Annotated in this window: 29 protein-coding genes; 17 read left to right on the top strand and 12 right to left on the bottom strand. The window is 65.1% G+C overall.

Annotated elements, in window-relative coordinates; translation table 11 throughout:
* Window positions 1-7 precede the first annotated feature (7 nt).
* Entirely contained in the window at window positions 8-1012 is a 1005-nt protein-coding gene (locus OCI36_RS04350) for an aspartate-semialdehyde dehydrogenase (protein ID WP_261663850.1), read from the bottom strand.
* Between the two features lie 141 nt (window positions 1013-1153).
* Between OCI36_RS04350 and OCI36_RS04355 the strand changes: the two genes are divergently transcribed.
* A complete protein-coding gene (locus OCI36_RS04355; RefSeq protein WP_261663851.1) occupies window positions 1154-2251 on the top strand; it encodes a PhoH family protein in 1098 nt (365 codons plus the stop codon).
* 127 nt (window positions 2252-2378) lie between these two features.
* Here the strand turns inward: OCI36_RS04355 and sodA are convergent, their stop codons facing one another.
* Entirely contained in the window at window positions 2379-3008 is a 630-nt protein-coding gene (gene sodA / locus OCI36_RS04360; protein WP_261663852.1) for a superoxide dismutase [Mn], read from the bottom strand.
* A 139-nt stretch (window positions 3009-3147) separates the two neighbouring features.
* Between sodA and OCI36_RS04365 the strand changes: the two genes are divergently transcribed.
* From OCI36_RS04365 to OCI36_RS04390, 6 genes are all read left to right on the top strand, one after another.
* Window positions 3148-3516 (top strand): DUF3208 domain-containing protein, encoded by a 369-nt coding sequence (locus OCI36_RS04365; RefSeq protein ID WP_261663853.1) that lies wholly within the window; start codon window positions 3148-3150, stop codon window positions 3514-3516.
* A 1-nt stretch (window position 3517) separates the two neighbouring features.
* Window positions 3518-3748, top strand: a complete 231-nt coding sequence (locus tag OCI36_RS04370; protein ID WP_261663854.1) for a hypothetical protein — start codon at window positions 3518-3520, stop codon at window positions 3746-3748.
* Complete coding sequence (locus tag OCI36_RS04375; protein WP_261663855.1) at window positions 3745-3975, top strand: hypothetical protein; 231 nt, start codon at window positions 3745-3747, stop codon at window positions 3973-3975. The genes OCI36_RS04370 and OCI36_RS04375 overlap by 4 nt, the downstream gene beginning before the upstream one ends.
* A 78-nt stretch (window positions 3976-4053) precedes the next feature.
* On the top strand, window positions 4054-5034 hold the full coding sequence (hemB, locus tag OCI36_RS04380) for a porphobilinogen synthase (RefSeq protein ID WP_261663856.1): 981 nt from the start codon (window positions 4054-4056) through the stop codon (window positions 5032-5034).
* Window positions 5034-5603 carry a cyclin-dependent kinase inhibitor 3 family protein gene (locus OCI36_RS04385; RefSeq protein WP_261663857.1) on the top strand — a complete coding sequence of 190 codons (570 nt, stop codon included), beginning with the start codon at window positions 5034-5036 and terminating at the stop codon, window positions 5601-5603. Before hemB ends, OCI36_RS04385 begins: the two co-directional genes overlap by 1 nt.
* A gap of 1 nt (window position 5604) precedes the next feature.
* The gene (locus OCI36_RS04390; protein WP_261663858.1) at window positions 5605-5934 is read left to right on the top strand and encodes an antibiotic biosynthesis monooxygenase family protein; all 330 of its coding nucleotides are present in this window, start codon (window positions 5605-5607) and stop codon (window positions 5932-5934) included.
* Window positions 5935-6034: 100 nt separating this feature from the next.
* Here OCI36_RS04390 and OCI36_RS04395 read toward each other — a convergent pair whose 3' ends face one another.
* From OCI36_RS04395 to mnmA, 5 genes are all read right to left on the bottom strand, one after another.
* Entirely contained in the window at window positions 6035-6742 is a 708-nt protein-coding gene (locus tag OCI36_RS04395) for a succinate dehydrogenase iron-sulfur subunit (RefSeq protein ID WP_261663859.1), read from the bottom strand.
* Window positions 6743-6790: 48 nt separating this feature from the next.
* Window positions 6791-8542: a succinate dehydrogenase flavoprotein subunit gene (sdhA, locus tag OCI36_RS04400; RefSeq protein WP_261663860.1), complete on the bottom strand. Its 1752-nt coding sequence runs from the start codon at window positions 8540-8542 to the stop codon at window positions 6791-6793.
* Window positions 8543-8606: 64 nt separating this feature from the next.
* Complete coding sequence (locus OCI36_RS04405) at window positions 8607-8984, bottom strand: succinate dehydrogenase hydrophobic membrane anchor subunit (protein ID WP_261663861.1); 378 nt, start codon at window positions 8982-8984, stop codon at window positions 8607-8609.
* Window positions 8984-9340, bottom strand: coding sequence for a succinate dehydrogenase, cytochrome b556 subunit (sdhC, locus tag OCI36_RS04410; protein ID WP_261663862.1), 357 nt, complete (start codon window positions 9338-9340; stop codon window positions 8984-8986). Before sdhC ends, OCI36_RS04405 begins: the two co-directional genes overlap by 1 nt.
* A 180-nt stretch (window positions 9341-9520) precedes the next feature.
* The gene (gene mnmA / locus OCI36_RS04415; protein ID WP_261663863.1) at window positions 9521-10666 is read right to left on the bottom strand and encodes a tRNA 2-thiouridine(34) synthase MnmA; all 1146 of its coding nucleotides are present in this window, start codon (window positions 10664-10666) and stop codon (window positions 9521-9523) included.
* A 62-nt stretch (window positions 10667-10728) separates the two neighbouring features.
* On the opposite strand from mnmA, the gene OCI36_RS04420 reads away from it, so the two are divergent.
* A complete protein-coding gene (locus OCI36_RS04420; protein WP_409996723.1) occupies window positions 10729-11364 on the top strand; it encodes a TetR/AcrR family transcriptional regulator in 636 nt (211 codons plus the stop codon).
* Between the two features lie 94 nt (window positions 11365-11458).
* Here OCI36_RS04420 and OCI36_RS04425 read toward each other — a convergent pair whose 3' ends face one another.
* Complete coding sequence (locus OCI36_RS04425) at window positions 11459-12481, bottom strand: MDR family oxidoreductase (RefSeq protein WP_261663865.1); 1023 nt, start codon at window positions 12479-12481, stop codon at window positions 11459-11461.
* A gap of 78 nt (window positions 12482-12559) precedes the next feature.
* Between OCI36_RS04425 and OCI36_RS04430 the strand changes: the two genes are divergently transcribed.
* Entirely contained in the window at window positions 12560-12970 is a 411-nt protein-coding gene (locus tag OCI36_RS04430; protein ID WP_261663866.1) for a S1 RNA-binding domain-containing protein, read from the top strand.
* A 68-nt stretch (window positions 12971-13038) separates the two neighbouring features.
* On the opposite strand, the gene aroA is transcribed toward OCI36_RS04430, so the two are convergent.
* Entirely contained in the window at window positions 13039-14352 is a 1314-nt protein-coding gene (gene aroA, locus OCI36_RS04435; RefSeq protein WP_261663867.1) for a 3-phosphoshikimate 1-carboxyvinyltransferase, read from the bottom strand.
* A 161-nt stretch (window positions 14353-14513) separates the two neighbouring features.
* Between aroA and OCI36_RS04440 the strand changes: the two genes are divergently transcribed.
* Window positions 14514-15353 (top strand): hypothetical protein, encoded by an 840-nt coding sequence (locus OCI36_RS04440; RefSeq protein ID WP_261663868.1) that lies wholly within the window; start codon window positions 14514-14516, stop codon window positions 15351-15353.
* A 117-nt stretch (window positions 15354-15470) separates the two neighbouring features.
* Window positions 15471-15626 (top strand): hypothetical protein, encoded by a 156-nt coding sequence (locus tag OCI36_RS04445; protein WP_261663869.1) that lies wholly within the window; start codon window positions 15471-15473, stop codon window positions 15624-15626.
* A gap of 136 nt (window positions 15627-15762) precedes the next feature.
* Here the strand turns inward: OCI36_RS04445 and OCI36_RS04450 are convergent, their stop codons facing one another.
* Complete coding sequence (locus tag OCI36_RS04450) at window positions 15763-16980, bottom strand: saccharopine dehydrogenase family protein (RefSeq protein WP_261663870.1); 1218 nt, start codon at window positions 16978-16980, stop codon at window positions 15763-15765.
* Window positions 16981-17098: 118 nt separating this feature from the next.
* On the opposite strand from OCI36_RS04450, the gene OCI36_RS04455 reads away from it, so the two are divergent.
* The 4 genes from OCI36_RS04455 to OCI36_RS04470 all read left to right on the top strand — a co-directional run bounded on the left by OCI36_RS04455 (window position 17099) and on the right by OCI36_RS04470 (window position 20227).
* Complete coding sequence (locus OCI36_RS04455; RefSeq protein ID WP_261663871.1) at window positions 17099-18340, top strand: aminotransferase class I/II-fold pyridoxal phosphate-dependent enzyme; 1242 nt, start codon at window positions 17099-17101, stop codon at window positions 18338-18340.
* A 207-nt stretch (window positions 18341-18547) separates the two neighbouring features.
* Window positions 18548-19141, top strand: a complete 594-nt coding sequence (locus tag OCI36_RS04460; RefSeq protein ID WP_261663872.1) for a DUF4258 domain-containing protein — start codon at window positions 18548-18550, stop codon at window positions 19139-19141.
* A gap of 43 nt (window positions 19142-19184) precedes the next feature.
* Window positions 19185-19709 carry a DoxX family protein gene (locus tag OCI36_RS04465; protein WP_261663873.1) on the top strand — a complete coding sequence of 175 codons (525 nt, stop codon included), beginning with the start codon at window positions 19185-19187 and terminating at the stop codon, window positions 19707-19709.
* A gap of 77 nt (window positions 19710-19786) precedes the next feature.
* Window positions 19787-20227 (top strand): cupin domain-containing protein, encoded by a 441-nt coding sequence (locus OCI36_RS04470; protein WP_261663874.1) that lies wholly within the window; start codon window positions 19787-19789, stop codon window positions 20225-20227.
* A gap of 79 nt (window positions 20228-20306) precedes the next feature.
* Here OCI36_RS04470 and OCI36_RS04475 read toward each other — a convergent pair whose 3' ends face one another.
* Window positions 20307-20678, bottom strand: a complete 372-nt coding sequence (locus OCI36_RS04475; RefSeq protein ID WP_261663875.1) for a YchJ family protein — start codon at window positions 20676-20678, stop codon at window positions 20307-20309.
* Between the two features lie 10 nt (window positions 20679-20688).
* Window positions 20689-21198, bottom strand: coding sequence for a cupin domain-containing protein (locus tag OCI36_RS04480; protein WP_261663876.1), 510 nt, complete (start codon window positions 21196-21198; stop codon window positions 20689-20691).
* A 39-nt stretch (window positions 21199-21237) separates the two neighbouring features.
* On the opposite strand from OCI36_RS04480, the gene gltX reads away from it, so the two are divergent.
* Both gltX and OCI36_RS04490 read left to right on the top strand, forming a co-directional pair.
* A complete protein-coding gene (gene gltX, locus OCI36_RS04485) occupies window positions 21238-22716 on the top strand; it encodes a glutamate--tRNA ligase (protein WP_261663877.1) in 1479 nt (492 codons plus the stop codon).
* 104 nt (window positions 22717-22820) lie between these two features.
* Window positions 22821-23816: a polyprenyl synthetase family protein gene (locus OCI36_RS04490; RefSeq protein WP_261663878.1), complete on the top strand. Its 996-nt coding sequence runs from the start codon at window positions 22821-22823 to the stop codon at window positions 23814-23816.
* Window positions 23817-23831 lie beyond the last annotated feature (15 nt).

The following is a 23831-nucleotide window of genomic DNA, read 5'->3' on the forward strand; positions in this document are numbered from 1 at the left end:
CTTGTCTTTATTTCAGCGCGCCCTGCTGGTAAAGGTATTCGGCAATCTGCACCGCGTTGAGAGCAGCACCCTTCAGCAGCTGATCGCCGGCCACAAACAGGTCGATGCCACCGTCAAACACCAGGCTCTGGCGAATGCGGCCCACCTCCACGTCGTACTTGCTGGTAGCGGTCAGCGGCATGGGATACAGTGCCCCAGCAGTGTCGTCGCGCACTTCCACGCCGGCCGACCCGGCCAGCAGCTCGCGTACTTCCTGCGGGGTAGCGGGCCGCTCCAGGTCCAGGGTAATCGCCTCAGCGTGGGTGCGGAAAGTGGGAATCCGCACGGCTGTGCAGCTGATTTTCAGCGACTCGTCCCCGAAAATCTTGCGGGTCTCCCACACCACTTTCATCTCCTCTTTGGTGTAGCCGTTGTCCTGAAACACGTCGATGTGAGGAATCACGTTAAAGGCGATGGGATGGGCAAAAGCAGCGGGCGCATAGGACTCGCCGGCCAGCTCCTGACGGGTCTGCTCGCGCAGTTCCTCAATGCCTTTTTGCCCGGCTCCCGAGGTGGCCTGATAGGTGCTGACGATCATGCGGCGCAGGCCATAGCGCTGGTAGATGGGGTACACGGCAACGGCGGCAATGGCGGTGGTGCAGTTGGGGTTGGCAATGATGCCCTGATGCTTCAGTGCTGCCGCGCCGTTCACTTCAGGCACCACCAGCGGGACCGCCGGGTCGTAGCGAAAGGCGCTGGAGTTATCAATCACCAGCGAGCCGCCGGCCACCCATTTGGGCGCCATGGCCTGGCTGAGGCTCCCACCAGCCGAAGCCAGAATGACGTCGGCGGGGATGGCCCCTTCGGGCATGGCCTGCACGGTTAGTTCGCCGTCCCGGAACGGCAGCCGGGTGCCGGCCGAGCGGGGGCTGGCATAGAGTTGCAGCTCATCAATGGGCAGCTCGCTCTCCCCGAGGACTTTCAGCAGTTCGTGCCCGACCGCGCCGGTGGCTCCGACAATCGCAAGTTTCATGCTGCCCAGAGTAGAACAAAGCGCCCCGGCCACAAAAGGTGCGCCGGTCCATAACGGGCGCCCCGGCCGGTGGCCTAGACTGGGGCCAATGTCCAACACGCATTTCGTCTTTTGCCTGCCGCTGCACTCCGGGGGTCTGTCATGACCGGGCCTGAAACCACCGTGCTGCCTGCCGAAATCCCGGCAGACGCGCCTGAACAGAGCGCCGAGCAGACCACCCTGCACATCGACTTGGAAAACCGCGAAGAAGCCCTGGCCCTGCTGGGCACCGGCGATGAGAACCTGCGGCTGATGCGCCAGCTGCTGCCGGCCCAGATCCGGGCACGCGGCGGCACCGTGCAGATCAGCGGCACGCCGGCAGAGGTCGAGGTGGCAGAGCGGATGGTGCGTGACGCGCTGGACGTGGTGCGCCGCGGCGGCGAACTGACCCCGGACCACCTGCGCCGCAGCGCCCGCCTCAGCGGCGAAGGCCGCAGCCTGGCCGCCGAGACCGAGGTCAAGGGCCTCAGCCTGCCGCGTGGCCTCAAACCCAAAACGCCCAGCCAGAAGGAATACCTCGAGAAGATAGAGAGCAGCGACATCGTGTTCGGGGTGGGCCCGGCCGGTACCGGCAAAACCTATCTGGCCGTGGCGATGGCGGTGCAGGCACTCAAGACCAAGAAGGTCAAGCGCATCATCCTGACCCGGCCGGCGGTGGAAGCCGGCGAACGCCTGGGCTTCTTGCCGGGCGACCTGCAGGCCAAGATTGACCCTTACCTGCGCCCGCTGTATGACGCCTTGTACGACATGCTGGACCAGGAAAAGTTCGAGTCGTACCTGCAAAGCGGCGTGATTGAGGTGGCCCCGCTGGCCTTTATGCGCGGCCGCACCCTCAACGACGCCTTCGTGATTCTGGATGAAGCGCAGAACACCACCGGCGAGCAGATGAAAATGTTCCTGACCCGAATGGGCTTTTCTTCCAAGGTGGTCGTGACCGGCGACGTGACCCAGATTGACCTGCCGCGCCACGTCACTTCCGGGCTGGCCACCGCCAAGCGGGTGCTGTCGCCCATCGAAGGCATCGGCTGGCACGAGTTCACGGAGGTGGATGTGGTGCGTCACCCGCTGGTCGGCCGCATCATCAAGGCGTATCAGGCCGCCGAAGACGCCGAGGAAGACCGCCGCGCCGCCCGCCGGGGAGACTTCGCCAGCATCCCCGAGGAAACGCTGGACCAGCCGCAGCCTGCCGGCGAAAGCTGAAGAATCTGCTGCTCCTGTTAAGTAGCTCCTGCCCGGCCGGCGGGAGCCTTTTTGTATTCCCGCTCCTGCCAGAAGACAACCAACAAAAAACCGCCCCGGAGGGCGGCTTTAGTCACAGCGTGATGCCTTACTTGGCAGCGGCGTAGCGGCGGGACACTTCGTCCCAGTTCACCACGTTCCAGAACGCCTTGAGGTAATCGGGGCGGCGGTTTTGGTAGTTCAGGTAATAGGCGTGTTCCCACACGTCCACACCCAGGATAGGGGTGCCGCTCACGCCGGCGACGGCTTCACCCATCAGGGGGTTGTCCTGGTTGGCGGTGCTCACCACGGCCAGCTGTCCGTCCTTGACGACCAGCCAGGCCCAGCCGGAGCCGAAGCGGGTCTTGGCGGCGTCTTCAAACTTTTCCTTGAAGGCGTCGAAGGAACCAAAAGCGCTGTTGATGGCGTCCATCAGCTCACCGCTGGGCTGGTTGTTTTCACCGTTGCCACCGGTCATCACGGTCCAGAACATGCTGTGGTTGGCGTGGCCGCCGGCGTTGTTGCGCAGGGCGCCCTTCTTATCGGCAGGCACGCTGTCCAGGTTCTGAATTACGTCCAGCACGTCGCGGTCGGCCCATTCGGTGCCTTCCAGCGCCTTGTTGGCGTTGTCCACGTAGGTCTGGTGGTGCTTGGTGTGGTGAATCTGCATGGTCTGGGCGTCGATGTGCGGTTCCAGAGCGTTGTAATCGTAGGGCAGTTTGGGAAGTTCAAAAGCCATATTCAGTTTCTCCTTTCGGCAGAGCTAAGGGATATTTCTGCCTGTTCCTTTCCAGTGTAGACCCGCAGAGGGCCTGAGGGCCAGGAGCTTTCAGGGAGGCTTAAGCCTGCAAAGAAGAATGCCGCCGGGGCAGTGCGCTATGGTAGGCAGCGTGACCACCGAAGCTGGACCCCAGGGCAGTCGGGCTGCCATTCGCCTTCTCCAGGGCTACCTCTGGCACCCCCGCGAACTGGGCATTGATCTGGACGCTTACCTGCCGCGCGAGCTGGACGAGGCCAACGTCCTGTGGGATGAGATTGAGCCGCCTTTCGCCTTTTTTGATAACGGTGAGCCGGCAGCCGGGCAGCTGTTTTATCAGTTCACGGTGCTGCGGGTATATGACGAGCGCCCCAGCGCCGAGGAACTGCACCGCGACGCCCAGGCGGCCAGCCAGGCGCTGGACCCCCTGCTGCAGGCCACCCCTGCCGGGCTGGGCTGGCAACTGATGGAAGACCTGCGGGAACTCTGAGATGCGCTGGCTGGACCTGCTGACCGAGGGCGACCCCCATCCCCGCCGCTTTGACGGGCCGGAGAGCCTGCGCAGTTACCTGCTGAAGATCGAGCGTCTGGACGCCGAGGCTGCCGAGCAGCTGCTGGCTAAAGGCCGGATAGACCCTCCCCTCCACCGCCGGGGGCTGCGGGTGCAGCCTTTTCCTGCAGAGCCAGAGCGTGACACCTCTACGCATGAGTCCGGCGCATGACGGCTGAATATCTCACCCTGCTGTCCGAGCCACCGGCCGAATGGTGGGCCGAGCTGGAAGCGCAGGGAGAGCGCAGTGATGTCTGTGTGCAGCGGCGGGCCGGCGAAAGCGCGGGGCAACCCTGCTGGCGCCTGACTCTGCAAGGCGAAGCGGAGCAGGTAGGGCAGCTGCGAACCTGGGCGGTGCGCCGCTGCTGGGAACTGGGCCTGAAACTCTTTACAGTCTGAGGAACACCCCGGGGTAGAGTACAGGGCTTTGCGCCCTGCAAGACCATTGTTCTTATCAGCTGCGCTAGCCTGATGCCTATGCAAGACAGGCCCCGTAGACTTCGCCGCACCCCGGCCATTCGCCGGATGGTTCAGGAGATTCAGCTTTCTCCCGCCGACTTTATTCATCCCATTTTTGTCCATGAAGGGCAGGACGTCACTGAGATCAGCACCATGCCCGGCGTGATGCGCCACACCTACGCCTCCGCCGCCGAGCAGGCCCAAGAGGCTCAGGCGCTGGGCATTCCAGCCGTGGTGCTGTTCGGCATTCCGGATCACAAGGATGCCGAAGGCACCCAGGCGTATGCGCCGGACGGCGTCATTCAGCAGGCCACCCGCGCCATCAAGGCCGCCGCGCCAGATATCGCTGTGATTGCCGATACCTGCCTGTGCGAATACACCGACCACGGCCACTGCGGGCATCTGGTGCAGGACGGCACCCAGTGGACCGTGGACAACGACCCCTCGCTGGAACTGCTGGCCCGCACCGCCGTGTCGCAGGCCGATGCCGGCGCCGACATCATTGCCCCCAGCGCCATGCTGGACGGCCAGATTGAGGCGCTGCGCAGTGCTCTGGACGCCGCCGGCCACGCCCGGGTGCCCATCATGAGTTACGCCGTCAAGTACGCCAGCGCCTACTATGGTCCTTTCCGTGACGCGGCCGGCAGTGCTCCCAGCGTGGGCGACCGCGCCACCTACCAGATGAACCCGGCCGGCGGCTACCGCGAGGCGCTGCACGAGGCCCGGCTGGACGTGGCCCAGGGCGCCGATTTCCTGATGGTCAAGCCGGCCCTGGCGTATCTGGACGTGCTGCGGCTGCTGCGAGATGAGTTTGATCTTCCGCTGGTGGCCTACAACGTGAGCGGCGAATATTCGCTGATCAAGGCCGCCGCATTGGCCGGTTACATGGACGAGCGCCGCACCGTGCTGGAAACACTAGGCAGCATGAAGCGGGCCGGCGCCGACACCATCCTGACCTACCACGCGCTGGACGCTGCTCGCTGGCTGAAGGAGGGCTGATGAGCGGGAACACCAATCCTATCCGCATAGACTGGGTGCCCACCTCGCTGTGGCCGGGGCGCCTGGGCCTGACCTTCGCGCCGGGCAAGAAAGGCCCCAGCCTGCTGCAACCGGGCGTTGAGCACAACCGTGACCTGGCCGAAGATTTCAGGACACTGCGGCAGCAGGGTATGACCCTGCTGGTTTCGCTACTGGAACCGGCGGAATACAACCTGCTGGGCATCGCCGACTACGCTGAGCAGGCACAGGCGCAAGATATCGAGGTCATCACCTGCCCGGTTCCCGACCGCTGCGCCCCTGAAAATGAGCAGGCGTTCGAGGACACCCTGCAAGAAGCGTTGGGCGCTCTGCTGGACGGCCAGAACGTGGTGTTACACTGCCGGGGTGGTTTGGGCCGCACCGGCACGCTGGCCGCCTGCTTACTGGTCCGCATGGGCCTGGATGCGGAAACAGCCACTGCCCGGGTGCGCTCTGCCCGCAAAGGCGCCATCGAGACCGGAGCCCAGGAAGAATTTATCCGCCGCTACGCCGATTCCGGCACCGCCCCACAGCAGTATCAGGAGGCCTGAGATGATTACCGTTGCCAACCGCATTTTCGTTCACCCCGAGTACCACGATCAGTTCGAAGCCCGCTTTCAGGACCGCGCCGGCCTGGTCGACGGCATGGAAGGCTTTATCGCCAATCAGGTGCTGCGCCCGACTGCCGAAGGTGACCCCTTCGTGGTCCTGACCTTTTGGCGCTCGCGCGAAGATTTTGAAGCCTGGACCCGCTCCGACGCTTTCCGCCAGGGTCACTCCCGTTCGGGCAGCCTGCCCAAGGAAGCGTTCGACGGCCCCAATAAGCTGGAAGTCCATGACGTGGTGCAGGTGACCGGCGAAGTCAAGGCGCAGGAAAAGTAACCCGATTTCAGCCGGAGAACAGCCGGTAAAACCAAACAGCCCAAAGGAGAAGGCCCCTCCACTCTGGAAGGGGCCTTCTCTTTTTGGGAATGCTACAGGCTCAGGCTTGGCCGTACACCACGGCGCGCTTGACCTGTTCAATCAGCTCAGTGATGGGGATTTCACGTGGGCAGGCTTCGGTGCAGTTGTAAGCGGTGCGGCAGCGCCACACGCCGGTGTTCTGGTTCATCAGTCCCAGGCGCTGCTGGGTGGCTTCATCGCGGCTGTCGAAGATGAAGCGGTGCGCCTGCACGATGGAAGCCGGGCCCAGATAGCTGCCGTTGGCCCAGAAGATGGGGCAGGAGGTGGTGCAGCAGGCGCACAAGATGCAGTTGCTGGAGTGCGCCATCAGCTCGGCGTGTTCGGGAGACTGCAGGCGCTCGCGGGCCGGAGCCGGCGACTCGTTCACGAAGAACGGCATGATGGCGCGGTAGGAGTCGAAGAACGGCTCCATGTCCACCACCAGGTCCTTGACGACCTTCAGGCCGCGAATCGGCTCCACGGTAATGGTGCCGCCGTCAGCGACCACGTCACGGGCCAGGGTCTTGCAGGCCAGGCGGTTGCGGCCGTTGATCAGCATGGCGTCGCTGCCGCAAATGCCGTGGCCGCAGGAACGGCGGAAGTTGAGGGTGGTGTCCTGGAACCACTTGATCTGGTGCAGGATGTCCAGCACGCGGTCGGTCGGCTGCACTTCCTGTAGGTAGCTTTCCCAGTGCTGCTTCTTGTCCTTTTCGGGATCAAAACGCAGAATCTTGACGGTGATGTTCATTCGGTGTCTCCCTGGAGATGAGGTTCTGTCAGCATTCGGCTGGCAGGCTCAATAAACGCGGGCCTTGGGTTCAAAAGCACGGGTGTACCCCTTGAGCGCTACCGGCTTGTAGCCGAGCAGCACGTTGCCATCATTGTTCAGATCCTTGTAGGCCATGGTGTGCTTCAACCAGTTCTTGTCGTCGCGGCTGGTGTAGTCCTCACGTTCGTGGGCGCCGCGCGATTCGGTGCGGTTGATGGCCGAAGCGGTCATGGCCTCGGCGCAGTCAAGCAGGAAGCCCAGCTCCACGGCGTCGATCAGGTCGCCGTTGAACTTGGCGCTCACGTCGGCCACACCTACGCCCTTGTAGCGTTCTTTCAGCTCGCGGATAATCTCGCGCTGCTTTTCCATGTCGGGGCCGTTGCGGAAGATGCCCACGTTGTTCATCATGCTTTCTTGCAGCACCTTGCGGATGTCGGCGGGGTTTTCCTTGCCGCTGCCGTGTCGCAGGTTGTCCAGCATTTCGCGGGTCTGGTCTTCGGGACGCTCGGGCAGCGCGCCGTAGTCCACCTGGCGGGCGTACTTGGCAGCCGAAATCCCGGCGCGGCGGCCGAACACGACCAAGTCGCCCAGCGAGTTGGTGCCCAGGCGGTTGGCGCCGTGCAGAGACACACAGGCCTGCTCGCCGGCGGCGTACAGCCCTTCGATCTTGCCGCCTTCGCCGTCGCTGAGGCATTCGCCGTCGATGTCGGTGGGAATCCCGCCCATCGCGTAGTGGGCGGTGGGCTGCACCAGCACCATGTCCTTGAGGGGGTCAAGGCCCAGGTAGGTACGCGCCAGGTCGGTAATTTCGGCCAGCTTGCCTTCCACCGTTTCGCGTGGCAGGTGGGTCAGGTCGATATAGATGGCGTCCTTATCGGGGCCCACACCACGGCCCTCGCGGATTTCAGTGACCATGCTGCGGGCCACGATGTCGCGGGGCGCCAAGTCCTTAATGGTCGGCGCGTAGCGTTCCATGAAGCGCTCTTCGTTGATGTTGCGCAGAATGCCGCCTTCACCGCGGATGCCCTCGGTCACCAGAATACCCAGCTTGCTGAGGCCAGTGGGGTGGAACTGGTAGAACTCCATGTCTTCCAGCGGCAGGCCCTTGCGGTAGTAGATGCTCATCAGGTCGCCGGTCAGGGTAAAGGCGTTGGATGTGATCTTGAATACCCGGCCAAAGCCGCCGGCCGCCAGAATCACGGCCTTGGCATGGAAGGTATGGATTTCGCCGGTCGCCAGTTCGTAGGCCACCACGCCGGTGCAGCGTCCGTCTTCGATCAGGAGGTCGAACACGTGGAACTCGTTGTAGAAGGTGGTGCCGTTCTTGACGTTCTGCTGGTAGAGAGTCTGCAGAATCATGTGGCCAGTGCGGTCCTTGGCGTAGCAGGCGCGCTCTACGGCGGCCTTCCCGAATTCGCGGGTGTGACCCCCGAACTTACGCTGGGCAATGCGGCCATCGGCTTCACGCGAGAACGGCAGGCCCATGTGTTCCAGCTCGATCACGGCTTCCACGATGTCCTTGGCGAACACCTCGGCAGCGTCCTGGTCGGTCAGATAGTCGCCGCCCTTGATGGTGTCGAACATGTGCCATTCCCAGTGGTCTTCGCCCACGTTGCCCAGCGAGGCACCGATGCCGCCCTGCGCCGCGCCGGTGTGGGAGCGGGTGGGGTACAGCTTGGACACACAGGCCACCGACACATTGCCTTTGGAGGCATAGAGGGCGGCCATCAGGCCAGCGCCGCCGGCGCCGACCACGACCACGTCATAACGATGATGCATTGTCACTTCCTTTGAATTGACTTCTGAGGGGTTTGAAAAAGATCAAAAGGCAGGAGCGGTTCGCTCAGATGGAGAACAGGCCCACGGTGCCCAGGGCGTAGATCAGGGCGGCCAGCGTAAAGACCACCATCTTGACCCAGGCCCGGTCAGGGTTGGAGCGGATGTAGTCTTCCAGCGAGTAGCGCGCACCGTTGATGCCGTGCAGCATGGTCAGGGTCAGAATCAACCAGTCATAGAGTTTCCAGGCCGGGTTGCTCAGCTTGGCCACCACCGCATGATAGGTGGCGTCGGTTTCGGAAACCTGGATAAAGGTCATATAGATGTGACCCAGCACCAGGAAAATCAGGATCAGACCGCTGATCCGCATGAAAATCCACCAGTTCAGCTCGGCGTTGGAGTGGGACTGGGCCTTGGCGTCCATCAGGGTGCGAGCGCGGGTCATCAGTAGCCTCCTATGATACGGGGCAGGTTGGTCCAGATGGTGTAAAGAGTGATCAGGGCAGTGATGGCCAGCACGCCATACCAGCTCTGACGCTGATAGGCCACGCCGCGGCCGGTGAAGTCCATCGCCATGATGCGCAGGCCGTTAAAGGCGTGATAGGCCACTCCAGCGGTCACCAGAATCAGGCCAATCCGGAAAGGCCACAGGTCGTACAGGTGGTGAACCCGCATATAGGCGTCTTCACCGAAAATGATCAGGCTGATGCTGATCACGTGCAGCAGAAAATAGGCCAAGATGGCCAGACCGGACAGGCGGTGCAGAAAAAAGGCCCACTGACCTTCTCTTCCCTTATACATTCGCTTTCCTCCTCGCTTCACTGAAGGAACCCGGTCACCTTCTGAGACGATGAGACGAGCCCCTCCAGCAGAGATGCACCGCTGAGGTGCACCGGCTTGGTATTGACCTTCGGGTCAGTCAATCCAGAGTAGCATCAAAAAGCCGTAAGGCACCCGTTCCAGCGCCGGGCATTCCCGCTGTCACTCGGCACCGGACAGCGCCGGCAGCAGCGGCGTATGGTCGTCAATCAGGCCACCGCCCAGCAGCCGGGGGCCGTCATACAGCACTGCGCTCTGGCCCGGCGCCACCGCGAACTGTGGTTCATCAAACTGAAGGCGAAAGCCGTGCTCGTCGGCCTGCAGCACTGTGGCGCCCATCGGAGCCGTGCGGTAACGCACCTGCACTTCCAGCCGCCGGGGCAGCTCGGCGAGGTCTATCAGGTAGTTGGCCTGCGAAGTGCTCAGGCCGTCCCAGAGGCAGTCCTCGTAATCGCCCACCCAGACGGTTTGGGACTGGGGGTCCAGATGCACCACATGCCGCACCCGGTGGGACTGATAAAGGCCCAGGCCCTTTTTCTGACCCAGGGTATAAAACTGCGTGCCCAGGTGCTCACCCACCACTTCGCCGGTGCGGATTTCGCGAATCAGGCCCTGCACCTGCGGCAGATGCTCGGCCACAAAGTCCTGCACCTTGCCCGGCACGAAGCAGATGTTCTGGCTTTCGGGCTTCTGGGCTGTGAGCAGGCCGCGCTCGGCGGCAATTTCGCGCACCTGCGGCTTTTCCAGCTCGCCCACCGGGAAAAGGATATAAGGCAGCGTTTCGCGGGGGGTGCCCCACAGGAAATAGGTCTGGTCCTTGCGGGGATCGTCGCCGCGCCAGAACTCCACCTCGCCGCGTTCGTTCTCCACCCGCTTGACATAGTGGCCGGTGGCCACGTACTGGCAGCCCAGCATCTTGGCCTTCTTCACCAGCTCATCGAACTTGACCTTGGTGTTGCAGTTCACACAGGGGTTGGGGGTGCGGCCACGGGCGTATTCGTCAATAAACGGTTCCACGATGTGCTGCTGGAACTGCTCGCGGTAGTCCAGCAGGTAAAACGGCACGCCCACCTGCTCGGCCACCCGCCGGGCCTCGTAGGCGGCGGCCGGCGAGCAGCATGAATCGAAAGTTTCGGTGCTCTTGTCGTCGGGCCAAAAGCGCATCATGGCGCCCACCACGCTGTAGCCCTGTTCCTTGAGCAGCGAGGCGGTCACCGAGGAGTCCACGCCGCCGGACATGGCGCACAGCACCCGGGCGCCGGCGGCGCTGGGAACCGGGGGGACAGAAGTGGGAGTGGGCACAGTCATAGCGTCCCAGCCTAACAGCGTGATGAGTGCCATAGCCGTAATCCCCATCACGGCCCGCTATGATGGGCGCTGTGAGTTCTGCAAGCCCCGAAAACACTGCGGCCCCCCAGCCTGCCCCTCATCAGGCCGCCCATAAACTGTCCGACACCCGCCAGCGCATTCTGTCCGAAGCCGGCAAGCTGTTCGTTTCGCACGGCTACCACGGCGTCTCCATGCGCGAAGTGGCGCTGGCGGTCGGCGTGACCAAGCCGGCCCTCTACCACCACTACGCCGACAAGGAAACACTGTTCGTGGCGATTCTGGAAGACTCGGTGGGTGACCTGGAACGCATCATCGCGCAGATGCGCCGGCAGCCGGACCTGAAGTCACAGCTGCAGAGCCTGGTCGGCAGCCTGCTGGCCCAGAATCCGGATTACTGGGTGGGCCTGCAGTTGGCCGGCGAGCTCAAGCACGTGGCGCCCGAGCGCCGGGCCGACTTCGAGCAGCACTACCGCCGGGTGTGGCTGGGCGGCCTGAGCCAGATGGTCGGTGAGGCGGCGGAACGCGGAGAACTGCGCAGCGACCTCTCCCCCGCCGACCTGACCCGCGCCCTGATGGGCATCCTGTATCCGCTGGTGTCGGGTCCGGCATATCCCGGCCGCGAAAAAGCCGGCGACGCCCTGCTGGCCGTGTTTCTGGAAGGAGCCACGCCCCGCTAAGGCTAGCCTTCGGCGCAGAGACCGGCAGGCGCTCCAGTATCAAGGAGCGCCTGCCGGTCTCTTGTTTTGAGGCAGCCATGCTGCCCGCCGCACGTTAAGGCTGCGCCACTTCAATCACGCTGCGGCCACGCAGTTCGCCGTCCAGAATGCGCCGCGAGAGCTGCGGCAGGTCATCCAGGCCATAGGTGCGGGTGATCGGGGCCAGGCGCTCGGCCGGCAGGTCGCGGGCCAGACGCTGCCAGGCTTCGCGGCGCAGCGGGCGCGGGCAGGCCACCGAGTCGATGCCCAGCAGGCTGACCCCGCGCAGAATCAGCGGAAAGACGGTGGCGGTCAGCTCGGCGCTGCCGGCCAAACCGCAGACAGACACCGCCCCCTGACGGCGCAGCGCCGACATCACCCCGCTGAGGGTGCTGCCGCCCACCGTATCAATGGCGGCGGCCCAGCGCTCGGATTCCAGCGGGCGGTTCAACCGGCTGACTTCCTCACGTGTCAGCACCTCGCTGGCCCCCAGCGAACGCAGGTAGTCAGCCTCCTGCTGCTTGCCGGTGCTGGCGTGAACCTCGTGCCCGGCGGTGGCCAGCAGCGATACGGCCACGCTACCCACGCCACCGGTGGCGCCGGTCACCAGCACCGGGCCGTCCAGCGCGGAGCCGTAAAGGGTGTGCCGTTCCAGCGCCAGCACCGCCAGCATGGCGGTAAAGCCGGCGGTACCCACCGCCATCGCCCAGGCGGCGTCGGTGCCGTGCGGCAGCGGCTCGACCCAGCCGGACTGCACCCGGGCGTACTCGGCGTAGCCGCCGCTGATACTCTCCCCGATGCCCCAGCCGGTCACTACGACCTGGTCACCCGGCCCGAACCCCTCGCCGGAACCTTCGATCACCTCGCCGGCCAGGTCAATGCCGGGCACGATGGGAAAAGTCTTGAGGATGCCGGGGCGGCCCTGCAGGGCCAGGCCGTCTTTGTAGTTGAGGCTGGAATGGGTGACCCGGATGGTCACGTCGCCGGGCGGCAGTTCGGCTGCCGTCAGCAGTGCCGGTTCGACGGCGTGGCCCTGCCCCGGGTGGGTATGTTTGAGCCGGGTGGCCTGGAGGGCGCGGAACTGTGGGGGAATGGGCATAGGTCAGACCTCCGGAAAGATGAACTCTGGGAACGCCTCAACTGTAGCAGCTGTCCCGAATGGAAGTTGTGTAGTAAGATGGCCCCATGCAATTTCAGGAGGGCACCCTTAGTGCAGCTTGACCCCGGTGCAGTTATCGAAGGACGCATCACCCGCGTCACCGACTTCGGAGCATTCGTTCAGTTTGAAAACGGCGAAACCGGCTTGGTCCACATTTCCCAGATCGCTCACTCGTTTGTGCGCAACATTCACGACCACGTGCGTGAAGGCGAAAACGTTGAGGTGAAGGTGCTGGGCCGCGACGAACGTGGCCGGCTTGACCTGTCGATCAAGGAACTGCTGGAAGAACCCGAAGAAGTCCCGCGTCCGCGCGCGATCGGCCGTCAGAGCCCGCAGTTCGAGGCCAAGCTGCGCTCGTTCATGCGCGATGCCAAGGAGCGCACCGACACCGGCGGCATGGGGAAGAAACCCTCCAAGCGCAAAAAGTAAGAGAGTCATTTTAAGGGCAGCGGCGAACTGGGAATACCAGATTCGCCGCTGCTTTCCGGATGGCCGATTTAGTGGGCCTGCACCTCCACCCGCACGCCCAGAGCCTGCAGGTGCCCGAAAAAATCCGGGTAGCTTTTGCGGATGTGGTGCGCTCCAGTAATGGTGACCGGGCCGTCGGCCTGCAGGGCCAGCAGACTGAGCAGCATGATCATGCGGTGGTCACCATGGCCATCGGCGGTGACCTGGCCGCACACCGGACCGCCGCAGACGGTGAGTGAGTCGGCGGTTTCCTGTGCCTCAAGCCCCAGCCGCAGCAGTTCGGTGCGGGTGTCGCTGATGCGGTCGCACTCCTTGAGGCGCAGGGTCGCCACATTCTCCCAGGTGGTGCAGCCCTGGGACGCCGCCGCTGCCGCCGAGAGCACCTGCACAGCGTCAGTGAAAGTGTCGCCGTCCAACGTGACCGCCTGGAGGGGGCGGCCGCCCCGCACGGTCACGCCAGAAGCATCCTGCCGGATGTCGGCGCCCATCTGCCGCAGCACGTCCACGGCGGCCCGCTCGCCTTGCAGGTCGTCCGGGTCCAGACCAGTCACGGTAACGCTGCCGGGCCGCACCGCCCCGGCAACCAGCAGGGCGGCACTGCCAGGATAATCGCCCGGCACCGGGTAGTGGCCGGGCCGGTAGGCCTGTCCGCCCGGCACCCGGATGCGGCGCAGGTCCGCCGAGGCTTCGGCCTGAATGCCAAAGCGGCGCAGGGTGTCCAGCGTCTGACGGATGGGCGGCTCGCTTTTGATCTGGCCGGTCACGGTGATGTCCAGCCCGTGTGACAGCAGCGGCGCGGCGAACAGCAGGCCCGACAGGAACTGACTGGACCGCTCCGCGCTGATGGTGACGGCCCCGCCCGGCACTGGGCCGCCCGCCACCACGACCGGGAGGCGGCCCCCGGCGGCGCTGTGCACACTGAGGCCCAGTGCCTCCAAAGCGTCCAGCAGGTCGCCCATCGGCCGCTGCCCCAGCGAATGCGGCGAGTCGGTCACGACCTCAGTGCCGCTGGTCAGGGCAGCCACCGCCAGCAGAAAGCGCGCCACGGCGCCGGCGTTGCCCACATCTAACCGTGTGCTGGGCTGGGGCCAGGCACCAAAACCGGTGACCCGGGCATCTGAGCCGCTCAGGTCTATCCGGGCGCCCCAGGCCCGCAGTGACCGGATCAGCGCCTGGGCGTCTTCGCTGTGAGCCACGCCGCGCACCACGCTTTCCCCCTCTGCCAGCGCCGCAGCCAGCAGAAAACGGGTGGTGTAGTTCTTGCTGGGCTGCGCCTGAACGGTGCCGCCGAGCTGGGCCGCCGGAAAGACGACGGCATCGAAGTGGGCAGGAAGGTCGGACATGGAGGCAGTGTAGGGCAGCGGGGAACCCGCCGGGCGGACAGTGCGTATCCGGGAAAATGGAAGCTCTGCTGAATGGCCCGCACCCGCAGCCCAGGCCCTAGCCGCTGTGGCGGCGCTGGCTGCTGAACTTCGGGACCGTCTATCTGGCGGGGTATTTTCTGGTGGCCGGGCAGGTTCTCTTCCTGCCGCCGGCCGCTCGGCTGTGGCTGCATGGCGCAGTGGGACAGCTCTACGAGGCCGTGCTGGGCCAGTCCTGGCCGCCCCTGGTCCCCACCGGCAGCGGTGACACGGTGTTCGACTGGACGCTGTTTGGCCTGCTGTTCCTGACAGCGCTGGTGGCCGGCACGCTCTGGACGGCCACTCAGCGTCGGGTGCCGCCCTGGCAAGCGCCGGCGCTGAGCGGCTTTCTGCGCTTCTTTCTGGCCACCTGGCTGCTGACTTACGGGCTGATCAAATTCAATTTCGGGCAGTTCGGGCTGCTGCGACCTGAGCAGCTGGACATCACTTATGGCGACTCCAGCCCAATGGGCCTGCTGTGGCGTTTTATGGCCACCAGTCCCGGCTATCAGTGGGTGGGCGGCGTAGCCGAGGTGCTGCCGGCCGTGCTGCTGCTGCACCGCCGCACGGCCACGCTGGGCGCCCTGGTGGCGGCCGTGACCATGACAAACGTCTTTGCACTGAACCTATTTTACGATGTGCCGGTCAAGCTGTTCAGCGGACACCTGCTGCTGACGGCGCTGGTGCTGGCGGCCGCCGACTTGCCCCGGCTGTGGGCTTTTGCGCGGGGGCAGGCGGTGCCGGCTGTGCAGACAGGCGCACAACCGGCCGCTTTTCGCTGCGGCAGCTGGCTGCTGACCCTGCTGGTGCTGGGCGCAGTCGGAGTCACAGCCAACCAGGGCCTGACCCAGCTGGCCCAACAGCGGGCCGAGCCGCAGCACTCGCAGAGCCACTTGCAGTCACGCGGGTTTCATCTCATCAGTCCGCAGCCGTTCAACCGCTAGGCTGGCTGGCATGCATATCGTGCAACTCCTGCTGCCGCTTTATGACAATGAAGGACATCCTTTTCCGAAGAAACTTTTGCCGGTATTCGCCGCACCCTGCGCGAACGGTTCGGCGGCGTGACCGCCCACACCCGCGCTCCGGCCGAGGGGCAGTGGGACGAAGGCGGCCAGACCGTCCGCGACGACGTAACTGTCTATGAGGTGATGGTGGATGAACTGGACCGGGACTGGTGGGCCGGGTACCGCGAAGAGGTCCGCCAGCTGCTGGACTAGAACGAACTGGTGGTGCGGGCCTGGCCGGCCGAGCGGCTGTAACCGGTTGTTGGGGGACCATGAAAAAAGCCGGGTGCTCAGCTGCCCCGGCTGTTCTGTTTCGACTTTTCTGTTTCAGCTCTTTTGGTCCGGCTGCTCAGTCCTTGACCAGCTCCACGCCGCCCAGCTCGCTGAGGGGCAGGCCCCAGCGGTTCATGGCGGCGAAGAAGGGGTCAGGGTCGAGCTGCTCGACGTTCCAGACGCCCGGCTGCTTCCAGACGCCCTGCAGCATCAGCATGGCGCCGATCATGGCGGGCACGCCGGTGGTGTAGCTCACGCCCTGTGCCTGCACCTCGCGGTAACACTCGGCGTGGTCCTTGACGTTGTACACGAAATGCACGTTCGGCTGGCCGTCCTTGCCGAGGCCTTTGGCCTGCACGCCGATGCAGGTCTGGCCGGTGTAGTTCGCGGCGAGCGATTCGGGCGCGGGCAGCACCGCCTTGAGGAATTCGATCGGCGCCACCTGCTGGCCCCGGAACTCGATGGGCTCGATGCTCGTCATGCCGATGCCTTCCAGCACGTTCAGGTGCTTGATGTACGCCTCGCCAAAAGTCATCCAGAAGCGGGCGCGCTTGATGGTCGGGAAGTGCTTGACGATGGATTCGAGTTCCTCGTGGTAGAGCACGTAGCTTTTGCGGGTCGCCACGTTGGGGTAATAGATGTCCTGCGAGATTTCCAGCGGCTCGGTTTCCACCCACTCGCCGTTCTCGAAGTAGCGCCCGTTGGCGGTGATTTCGCGGATGTTGATTTCGGGGTTGAAGTTGGTGGCGAACGCCTTACCGTGGTTGCCGTTGTTGCAGTCCACGATGTCGAGATAATGGATTTCGGAAAAGTGGTGCTTGGCGAGGTGCGCAGTCATCGCCTGGGTCGCGCCGGGGTCGAAGCCGCAGCCGAGCAGCGCCATCAGACCTTTTTCCTTGAAGCGGTCCTGATACGCCCACTGCCAAGAGTACTCGAACTTCGCCACGTCCTTAGGCTCGTAGTTGGCGGTGTCGAGGTAGTGCACGCCGGTTTCCAGGCAGGCGTCCATGATGGTGAGGTCCTGGTACGGCAGCGCGAGGTTGACCACCATTTCCGGGCCAAAGCCCTTGATGAGTTCCACCAGCGCGGGCACGTTGTCGGCGTCTACCGTCGCCGTGCTGAACTTGCATTTGCTGCCCGGCATATGCTCGTGAATCTCGGCCACGATCTTGTCGGCCTTGGCGACCGTGCGGGTGGCGATCAGGACTTCGCTGAAGACCTCGTCGTTCTGGGCGCACTTCTTGGCGGTGACGTTGGCAACCCCGCCGGCTCCGATGATGATGACTTTGCTCACGCCGTGCAGTCTAACGTGACCTGCGCCGGCAAGGTGCCGGACGCTGCCCGCGCTCCTGCCGCCTGCCGGGCCGAATTGGAGCTGGGCCGAATGGAGCAGGGGGGGTACACTGGGCGGCATGACGACTTCCGTCTCCGACGCCCGAGCCGAATATCAGGCCCTTCAGGCCCAGGGCCTCCAGTTGAACATGCAGCGCGGCCAGCCCAGCAACCAGGATTTCGACCTGTCCAACCGCCTGATCGGCGCCCTGAACGAGCACGATTTTCAGATGGACGGCACCGACCTGCGCAACTACCCCGGCGGCATCCGGGGCTTGCCCTCGGCGCGGGCGCTGGCCGCCAACTACCTGGACCTCAAGGACGAGAACGTGATCGTGTGGAACAACTCCAGCCTGGAATTGCAGGGGCTGGTGCTGATGTTCGCACTGCTGCACGGCCTGCCCGGCGGCCGGCCCTGGGCGGGGCAGCCGAACCGGATGATCGTGACGGTGCCCGGCTACGACCGGCACTTCGGGCTGCTGGAACACCTGGGCTTTGAGCTGCTCAGCGTGCCGATGGAGGCCGACGGCCCCGACCTGGACGCCGTAGAGCAGCTGGCGCAGGATCCCAGCGTGCGCGGCATCGTGTTCGTGCCCACCTATTCCAACCCCACCGGCGACTCGATCAGCGCAGAGAAGGCTGCGCGGCTGGCCGGTCTGCAGGCCGCCGCGCCGGACTTCACCATCTTCGCCGACGACGCCTACCGCGCCCACCACCTGCGCCCGGATGACCACGACCAACCGGTGAATCTGGTGGCGCTGTGCCGCGACGCCGGGTTTCCCAACCGCGCTTTCGTGTACGCCTCGACTTCCAAAATCACTTTTGCGGGCGCGGGCCTGGGCTTCGTGGGCAGCAGCGAGGACAACATCGCCTGGCTGGAGAAGAACCTGAACGCCCAGAGCATCGGCCCCAACAAGTTCGAGCAGGCCCGGCACGTGCGCTTTCTGGAAGGCTACCCCGGCGGGCTGGAAGGCCTGATGGCCGACCACGGCCGGCTGATTGCTCCCAAGTTCGGGGCGGTGGACGAAATCCTCACGCGCGAGCTGGGCACGGAAGGCAAGTATGCCAGCTGGACTACGCCCAGAGGCGGCTATTTCATCAGCCTGAACACCGCCGAGCCGGTCGCCGCCCGCGTGATTGAGCTGGCCGGAGCAGCCGGCATCAGCCTGACGCCGGCGGGCAGCACCTTTCCCAAGGGGCAGGACGACGGCCGCAACATTCGCCTGGCCCCCACCCGGCCCCCGCTGGACGAGGTGCGCCGGGCGATGGAAGGGGTCGCCGTGTGCATCCGGCTGGCGACCGAGGAATACCGCAGCCGCTGAGGAGTCCGGAGCGGGGGCGAAAAGCGCCAAATTGTGCGCCGTTTCCCACCCCCGCCCCCGGCCAGACTGCTACACTTCCCCCATGCCCTGAACTGGGTGCGCCTGAGACATATCCCACCAAGCACGACCGAGTGCTGGCGGGACTTTTTTTTGTTCTCAGAGAGCAAGCACCCGGCGCTCAGGTCTTTATTTTTCCGGAGGTGAGCCGTGACCAGTCCATCATCCACACCGCTCGAAGTGCTGCAGTCGCTGCGCAGCGAACTGGCCCGCGCCGAGAAACGGGAGCGACGCGAAAAGCGCGAAGCCCAGGCCCAGACCGCTGCCAAGGACAGGCCCAAAGCCGTCAAACCGCAGCGCGAAAAGGAGCTGGAAGGCATCGACCTGAGCGCCCATTCGCTCTCGCGCGCGCATGAGCGGCTGCGTGACGCCGTGCTGTGGTCACGCTTCGAGGTCAAGGCCCACGCCATCAATCACGCCCGCGCCGAAGGCTTTCTGGAACGCGACATCATCGAGGTGCTGATGCGCGGCCGGGTGCGGGCAGTGTACCCCGAGGAGCGCCGCTGGCTGGTGTGCGGCTACTTCGAAGCCTGCCGGGTGAAACTGCCGCTGCATGTGGTGGTGGAACATCACTCCGACGGCTGGATAGATATCGTAACGGCGTTCGTGCCCAAGAACCCGCATCACATCATCTCGCGCCAGCGACTGGCGGTGATGCTGCGCTACGACGATGAACAGATTCGCGCCCGCACCGCCGTGGCCGGCAACAAGGCCGGCTACCGGAGCAAGGGCCGCTGGAAATGAGGCAGGCTGACCACCTGACCGCACCTGCTCTAGGACTGGGGCTATGACTGCAACCTCCCGCCCGAACCAGACCGACGTGGCCCTGTTGCTGCTGCGCCTGATCCTGGGCACCCTGCTGGCGCTGCGCGGGTATCAGCACCTGTTCGTGGTGGGTATCGAGGGCACGGCCGCCGAGTGGCGCGGGCTGGGATTGCCGTTTCCGCTGCTGTTCGCGCCGCTGCTGTCGCTGCTGGAACTGATCGGCGGGCCGCTGCTGGTGCTGGGGCTGGCGGTGCGCCCGGTGGCCACCATGAGCACCCTGGCAGTGCTGAGCGTGCTGGTGCTGACCCAGGGCGACGTGATGGCCGGTCTGGGCCTGGGCCGCGAACTGCTGAACCGCATCCTCAACCCGATTCTTGAGAACTGGCTGCTGCTGGTGGCCGGCACCCTGACGCTGGCGGTGGCCGGCCCCGGCCGCCTCAGCATCGACGCCCAGCGCCTGCCGCCGCGCCCGGCTGCTGCCGCCCCGGCCCCACACCCTCTGGACGCGGTGGCCGAAAGCAAGCCGGTCCGTAAGCGCAAGCGGTGAAAAGCCGGGCTGTCTTCGCCCCGGCGGCGCGACAGCCAGAAGAGTAGGCTGAGGATCAGAAAGGAAGGAGACAGACTATGGCAGAACAGAACCTGAAAGACCACGGCCCCCAGCCCTACGCGGTGGACATCGAAGCCGCTACACTCCAGAACAGCAACTTCCGCACGGCCCTGTGGACCGGCCAGAACCTGCAGCTAACGGTGATGAGCATTCCGGTGGGCGGCGACGTCGGCCTGGAAGTTCACCCTGACATCGATCAGTTCCTGCGCCTCGAAAGCGGCCGGGGACGGGCGCAGATGGGTGACGCCGAGGACAACCTGACTTTCGACCAGGAAGTGGAAGCCGACTGGGCGGTGCTGGTGCCGGCCGGCACTTGGCACAACATCACCAATATCGGTGATGAGCCGATGAAGCTCTACTCCATCTATGCGCCACCCGAGCATCCCCGCGGCACGGTTCACCCCACCCAGGCCGACGCCGAGGCAGCCGAAGCCGCCGAGGAAGGCCACCAGCACTGAGTCCCGCCTGACCGACCAGAATGGCTCTCCCCCGGCGGGAGGGCCATTTTTCTGTCTTTGTGGGCTGACCCGTGTGGCTTCAGCGGTGTTCGCCGTCCAGATACAGCCAGCGCCTCTCCAGCTGCACGAAGCGGCTGTCCTCGCGCAAGGTCTGCTTCTGGCCGTCTTCCTGATAACGGGCGCTGAAGCTGACCTGATCCCCGGCGGCGCGGTGAACGGTCAGGCTCAGCCAGCGGGGGCCGTCCAGGTCCAGCGTGGCCGGGCGGGTGTCGGGGTGCCAGGTGGCCAGCAGGTAGGGGGCGTCTTTCAGGACAAAGGCCGTGTAGCGCGAGCGCATCAGCGCCTCGGGGGTTTCGGCGGGGTGGGTGCCGTCCAGCCGGGGGCCACAGCAGGACGCGAAGCTGCGGCCGGAGCCACAGGGGCAGGATTTGAAGGGGGGATAACGCAACATATGAACGAGCTTACGGCAGTTCGGCGTAGGCCAGCTGCGCAATGACCTCTGCCTGCTGCGGAAACTGCGCCAGCAGCTCGGCCTGGGTGAACAGCTCAAAGTCGGCAAAGTCAAAGCCGGGCGACACCATGCAGCTCACCACCCCGAACGCCGGGCCGGCGCCGGCCACCTCCACACTGGAGCCGAAAATCACCCCGGCCGGCACCGCATACTGCAACACCTCGCCGCCGGCCAGGTCCGGCCCCAGGCGCACAGCGTCGTAGCGGCCGCCCGGGTGCAGCAGGTGCAGGGTCAGCGCCGCGCCCGCGTGCCAGTACCACAGCTCGTCGGAGCGCAGGCGGTGCAGGTGCGAAGGAAACCCGGCGCGCAGCAGGAAAAAGATACTGGTGTACTGCGCCCGCCGGCGGCCGTCCGGCAGCGGCGTCTCGGCCCCGGCGTAGACCTGGCGGTAGTACCCGCCTTCCGGGTGCGGTTCCAGCTGCAGCTGCCGGATATAGAAATCGGCGTCAGGAGGCGTCATGGCGGGTAGTGTAGGGCATGGGCGCTATGCTGTTGCCCGATGTCTGACCAAGCTGCCGTGACCCGTATCGCCCCCAGCCCCACCGGCGACCCGCATGTGGGCACCGCCTACCAGGCGCTGTTCAACTCGGTGTTTGCCCGCCAGCAGGGCGGCAAATTCATCGTGCGGATCGAGGATACCGACCGCAACCGCTACAACGCGCAGAGCGAGGCACGCATTCTGGACATGCTCGACTGGCTGGGCATTCACCCCGATGCCAGCCCCCGCAACGAGGACGACCGGGGCCCTTACACCCAGTCACAGCGGGCCGGGCTGCACCAGGATTACGCCCGGCAGCTGCTGGAATCGGGCGCCGCTTACCGCGCTTTCGATACCCCAGAGGAACTGGAAGAACGCCGCCGGGCCGCCGAGGCCCGCAAGGACAGCTACCTGGGCTATGACCGCCGTGACCGCGCCCTGAGCCGCGAGGAATCCGACCGCCGCGCCGCTGCCGGCGAGGAATTCGTGATCCGGCTCAAGGCGCCGCTGGAAGGCCAGACGGTGGTGCATGACCGCCTGCGCGGCGACGTGGTGTTCGACAATGCCCAGCTGGACGACAAGGTGCTGCTCAAGCGCGACGGCTTTCCCACCTACCACCTCGCCGCGATGGTGGACGACCACCTGATGGGCGTGACCCACGTGATTCGCGCCGAGGAGTGGCTGACCTCCACCCCCATCCACAAGCTGATTCTGGAAGGCCTGGGCTGGGAAGAACCCGAATGGATTCATACCCCCTGGCTGCTCTCGGCCGGCGGCAAGAAGTATTCCAAGCGCCGCGGCGACCCCAGCGTGGAGGATTTCCGCCGAATGGGCATCCTGCCCGAAGCGCTGCTGAACTACCTGGGCATGATGGGCTGGAGCATGCCAGGCGGCGAGGAAATCTTCAGCGTGGACGACATGGTGCGCGAGTTCTCGTGGGACCGGGTGTCGCTGGGCGGCTCTACCTTCGACGTGACCAAGCTGAAATGGCTGAACGGCAAGTACCTGCGCGAGGTGCTGAGCGAGGACGAGGTGACGGCGCGGCTGCGGGCCTACCTCAACGAGTTCGGCGAGGGCCTGCCCACCGGCGACGATACCTATTTTGCGGCCGTCGCGCGGCTGATGATTCCCCGCATCGAAACGCTGGGCGATTTTGCCCCGATGACTGGCTACTTCTGGTCCGAGGATTTCGAGACGGACGACAAGGCCCGCAAGGCGCTGGACAAGGGCGGCGAGCTGCTGCCGGACCTGCGTGAAGCTTTGGCTGGCGTGCAGGACTGGAACGCCGAGAGCACCAAGCACGCCCTGCACGAATACGCCGAAGCGCGCGAGCTGAAGCTGGGCAAAGTGATGCCCCCGGTGCGCGCCGCTGTGGCCGGCACCATGCAGAGCCCCGACCTGGGCGACCTGCTGGACGTGCTGGGCAAGGAGCGGGTGCTGGCACGGCTGGACCGCGCGATTCAGAACGTGGAAGCACAGGGCACAGAAACTCAGGGCTGAAGCACAGACTTGATCTGGAAGGAGACGCAGTCCCGGCGGGGGCGGCGCCTCCTTTTTTGATCTTTTGCCTCCTTGCACGTGGCCGACCGCTAGACTGAGCCTCAATGCGTCCCCAACTGCAAGAGATGGCCCTGTCGCTGCTGCCCACGCCAGAATCGGCCTCCCGGCCCGAACTGCGGCACTTTTACGAGCTGCTGCGTGATTATCCGCAGCGGGGCGGCAAGGGGATTCGCTCGGAATTGCTGCTGCTCTCGGCGCGGGCGCACGGGCTGCAAGAAGGCGGCCCCGGCTGGGAGCGAGCGCTGTGGCTGGCGGCGGCGCTAGAGCTGTTTCAGAACTGGGTGCTGATTCACGACGACATCGTGGACGACTCGGACGAACGGCGCGGCGCACCGGCCCTGCACAAGCAGCACGGCGTGTCTCTGGCGCTGAATGCCGGCGACGCCCTGCACGCCTACATGTGGGCCGCGGTCCGCAAAGCCGGGCTGGACAGCGCCTTTGACGAATTCCTGACCATGATTCACCGCACCGCCGAGGGGCAGCATCTGGACGTGAGCTGGGTGGAGCACGGCGAATGGAACCTGACGCCGGAGGATTATCTGGACATGGTGCGGCTCAAGACCGGCTTTTATACCATCGTAACCCCGCTGCGGCTGGGGGCGCTGGCGGCCGGAAAGGCGCCGCACCCCGACTTCGAGCCGGCGGGCCTGAGTCTGGGTGCCGCCTTCCAGATCCGTGACGACGTGCTGAATCTGGTGGGCGACCCGGCCAAATACGGCAAGGAAATCGGCGGCGACCTGCTGGAAGGCAAGCGCACCCTGGTGGTGCTGCACTGGCTGCGGGAGGCCAAGGAAACCCGGCGGCACATCTTTCTGGACCAGATGCGGCGCCGGCGCGAGGACAAGGACCCGTCCGTCATCGCCGACCTGCTGACCTGGCTGCAGGACAGCGGCTCGGTGCAGGCGGCACAGGACTTTGCCGGGGCGGAAGCCGGGCGGGGCCTGGAGCTGCTGGGCCGCGCCCTGGAGGAGGCCCCGGACCGAGCCGCTGCTGCCGAGCTGCTGGCGCTGATGGACACCCTGACCCGCCGCGAGGCCTGAGCCCGGAGGGGTGGT

Origin of the sequence: Deinococcus sp. Marseille-Q6407 (assembly GCF_946848805.1) — a bacterium.
Taxonomy (GTDB): Bacteria; Deinococcota; Deinococci; order Deinococcales; family Deinococcaceae; genus Deinococcus.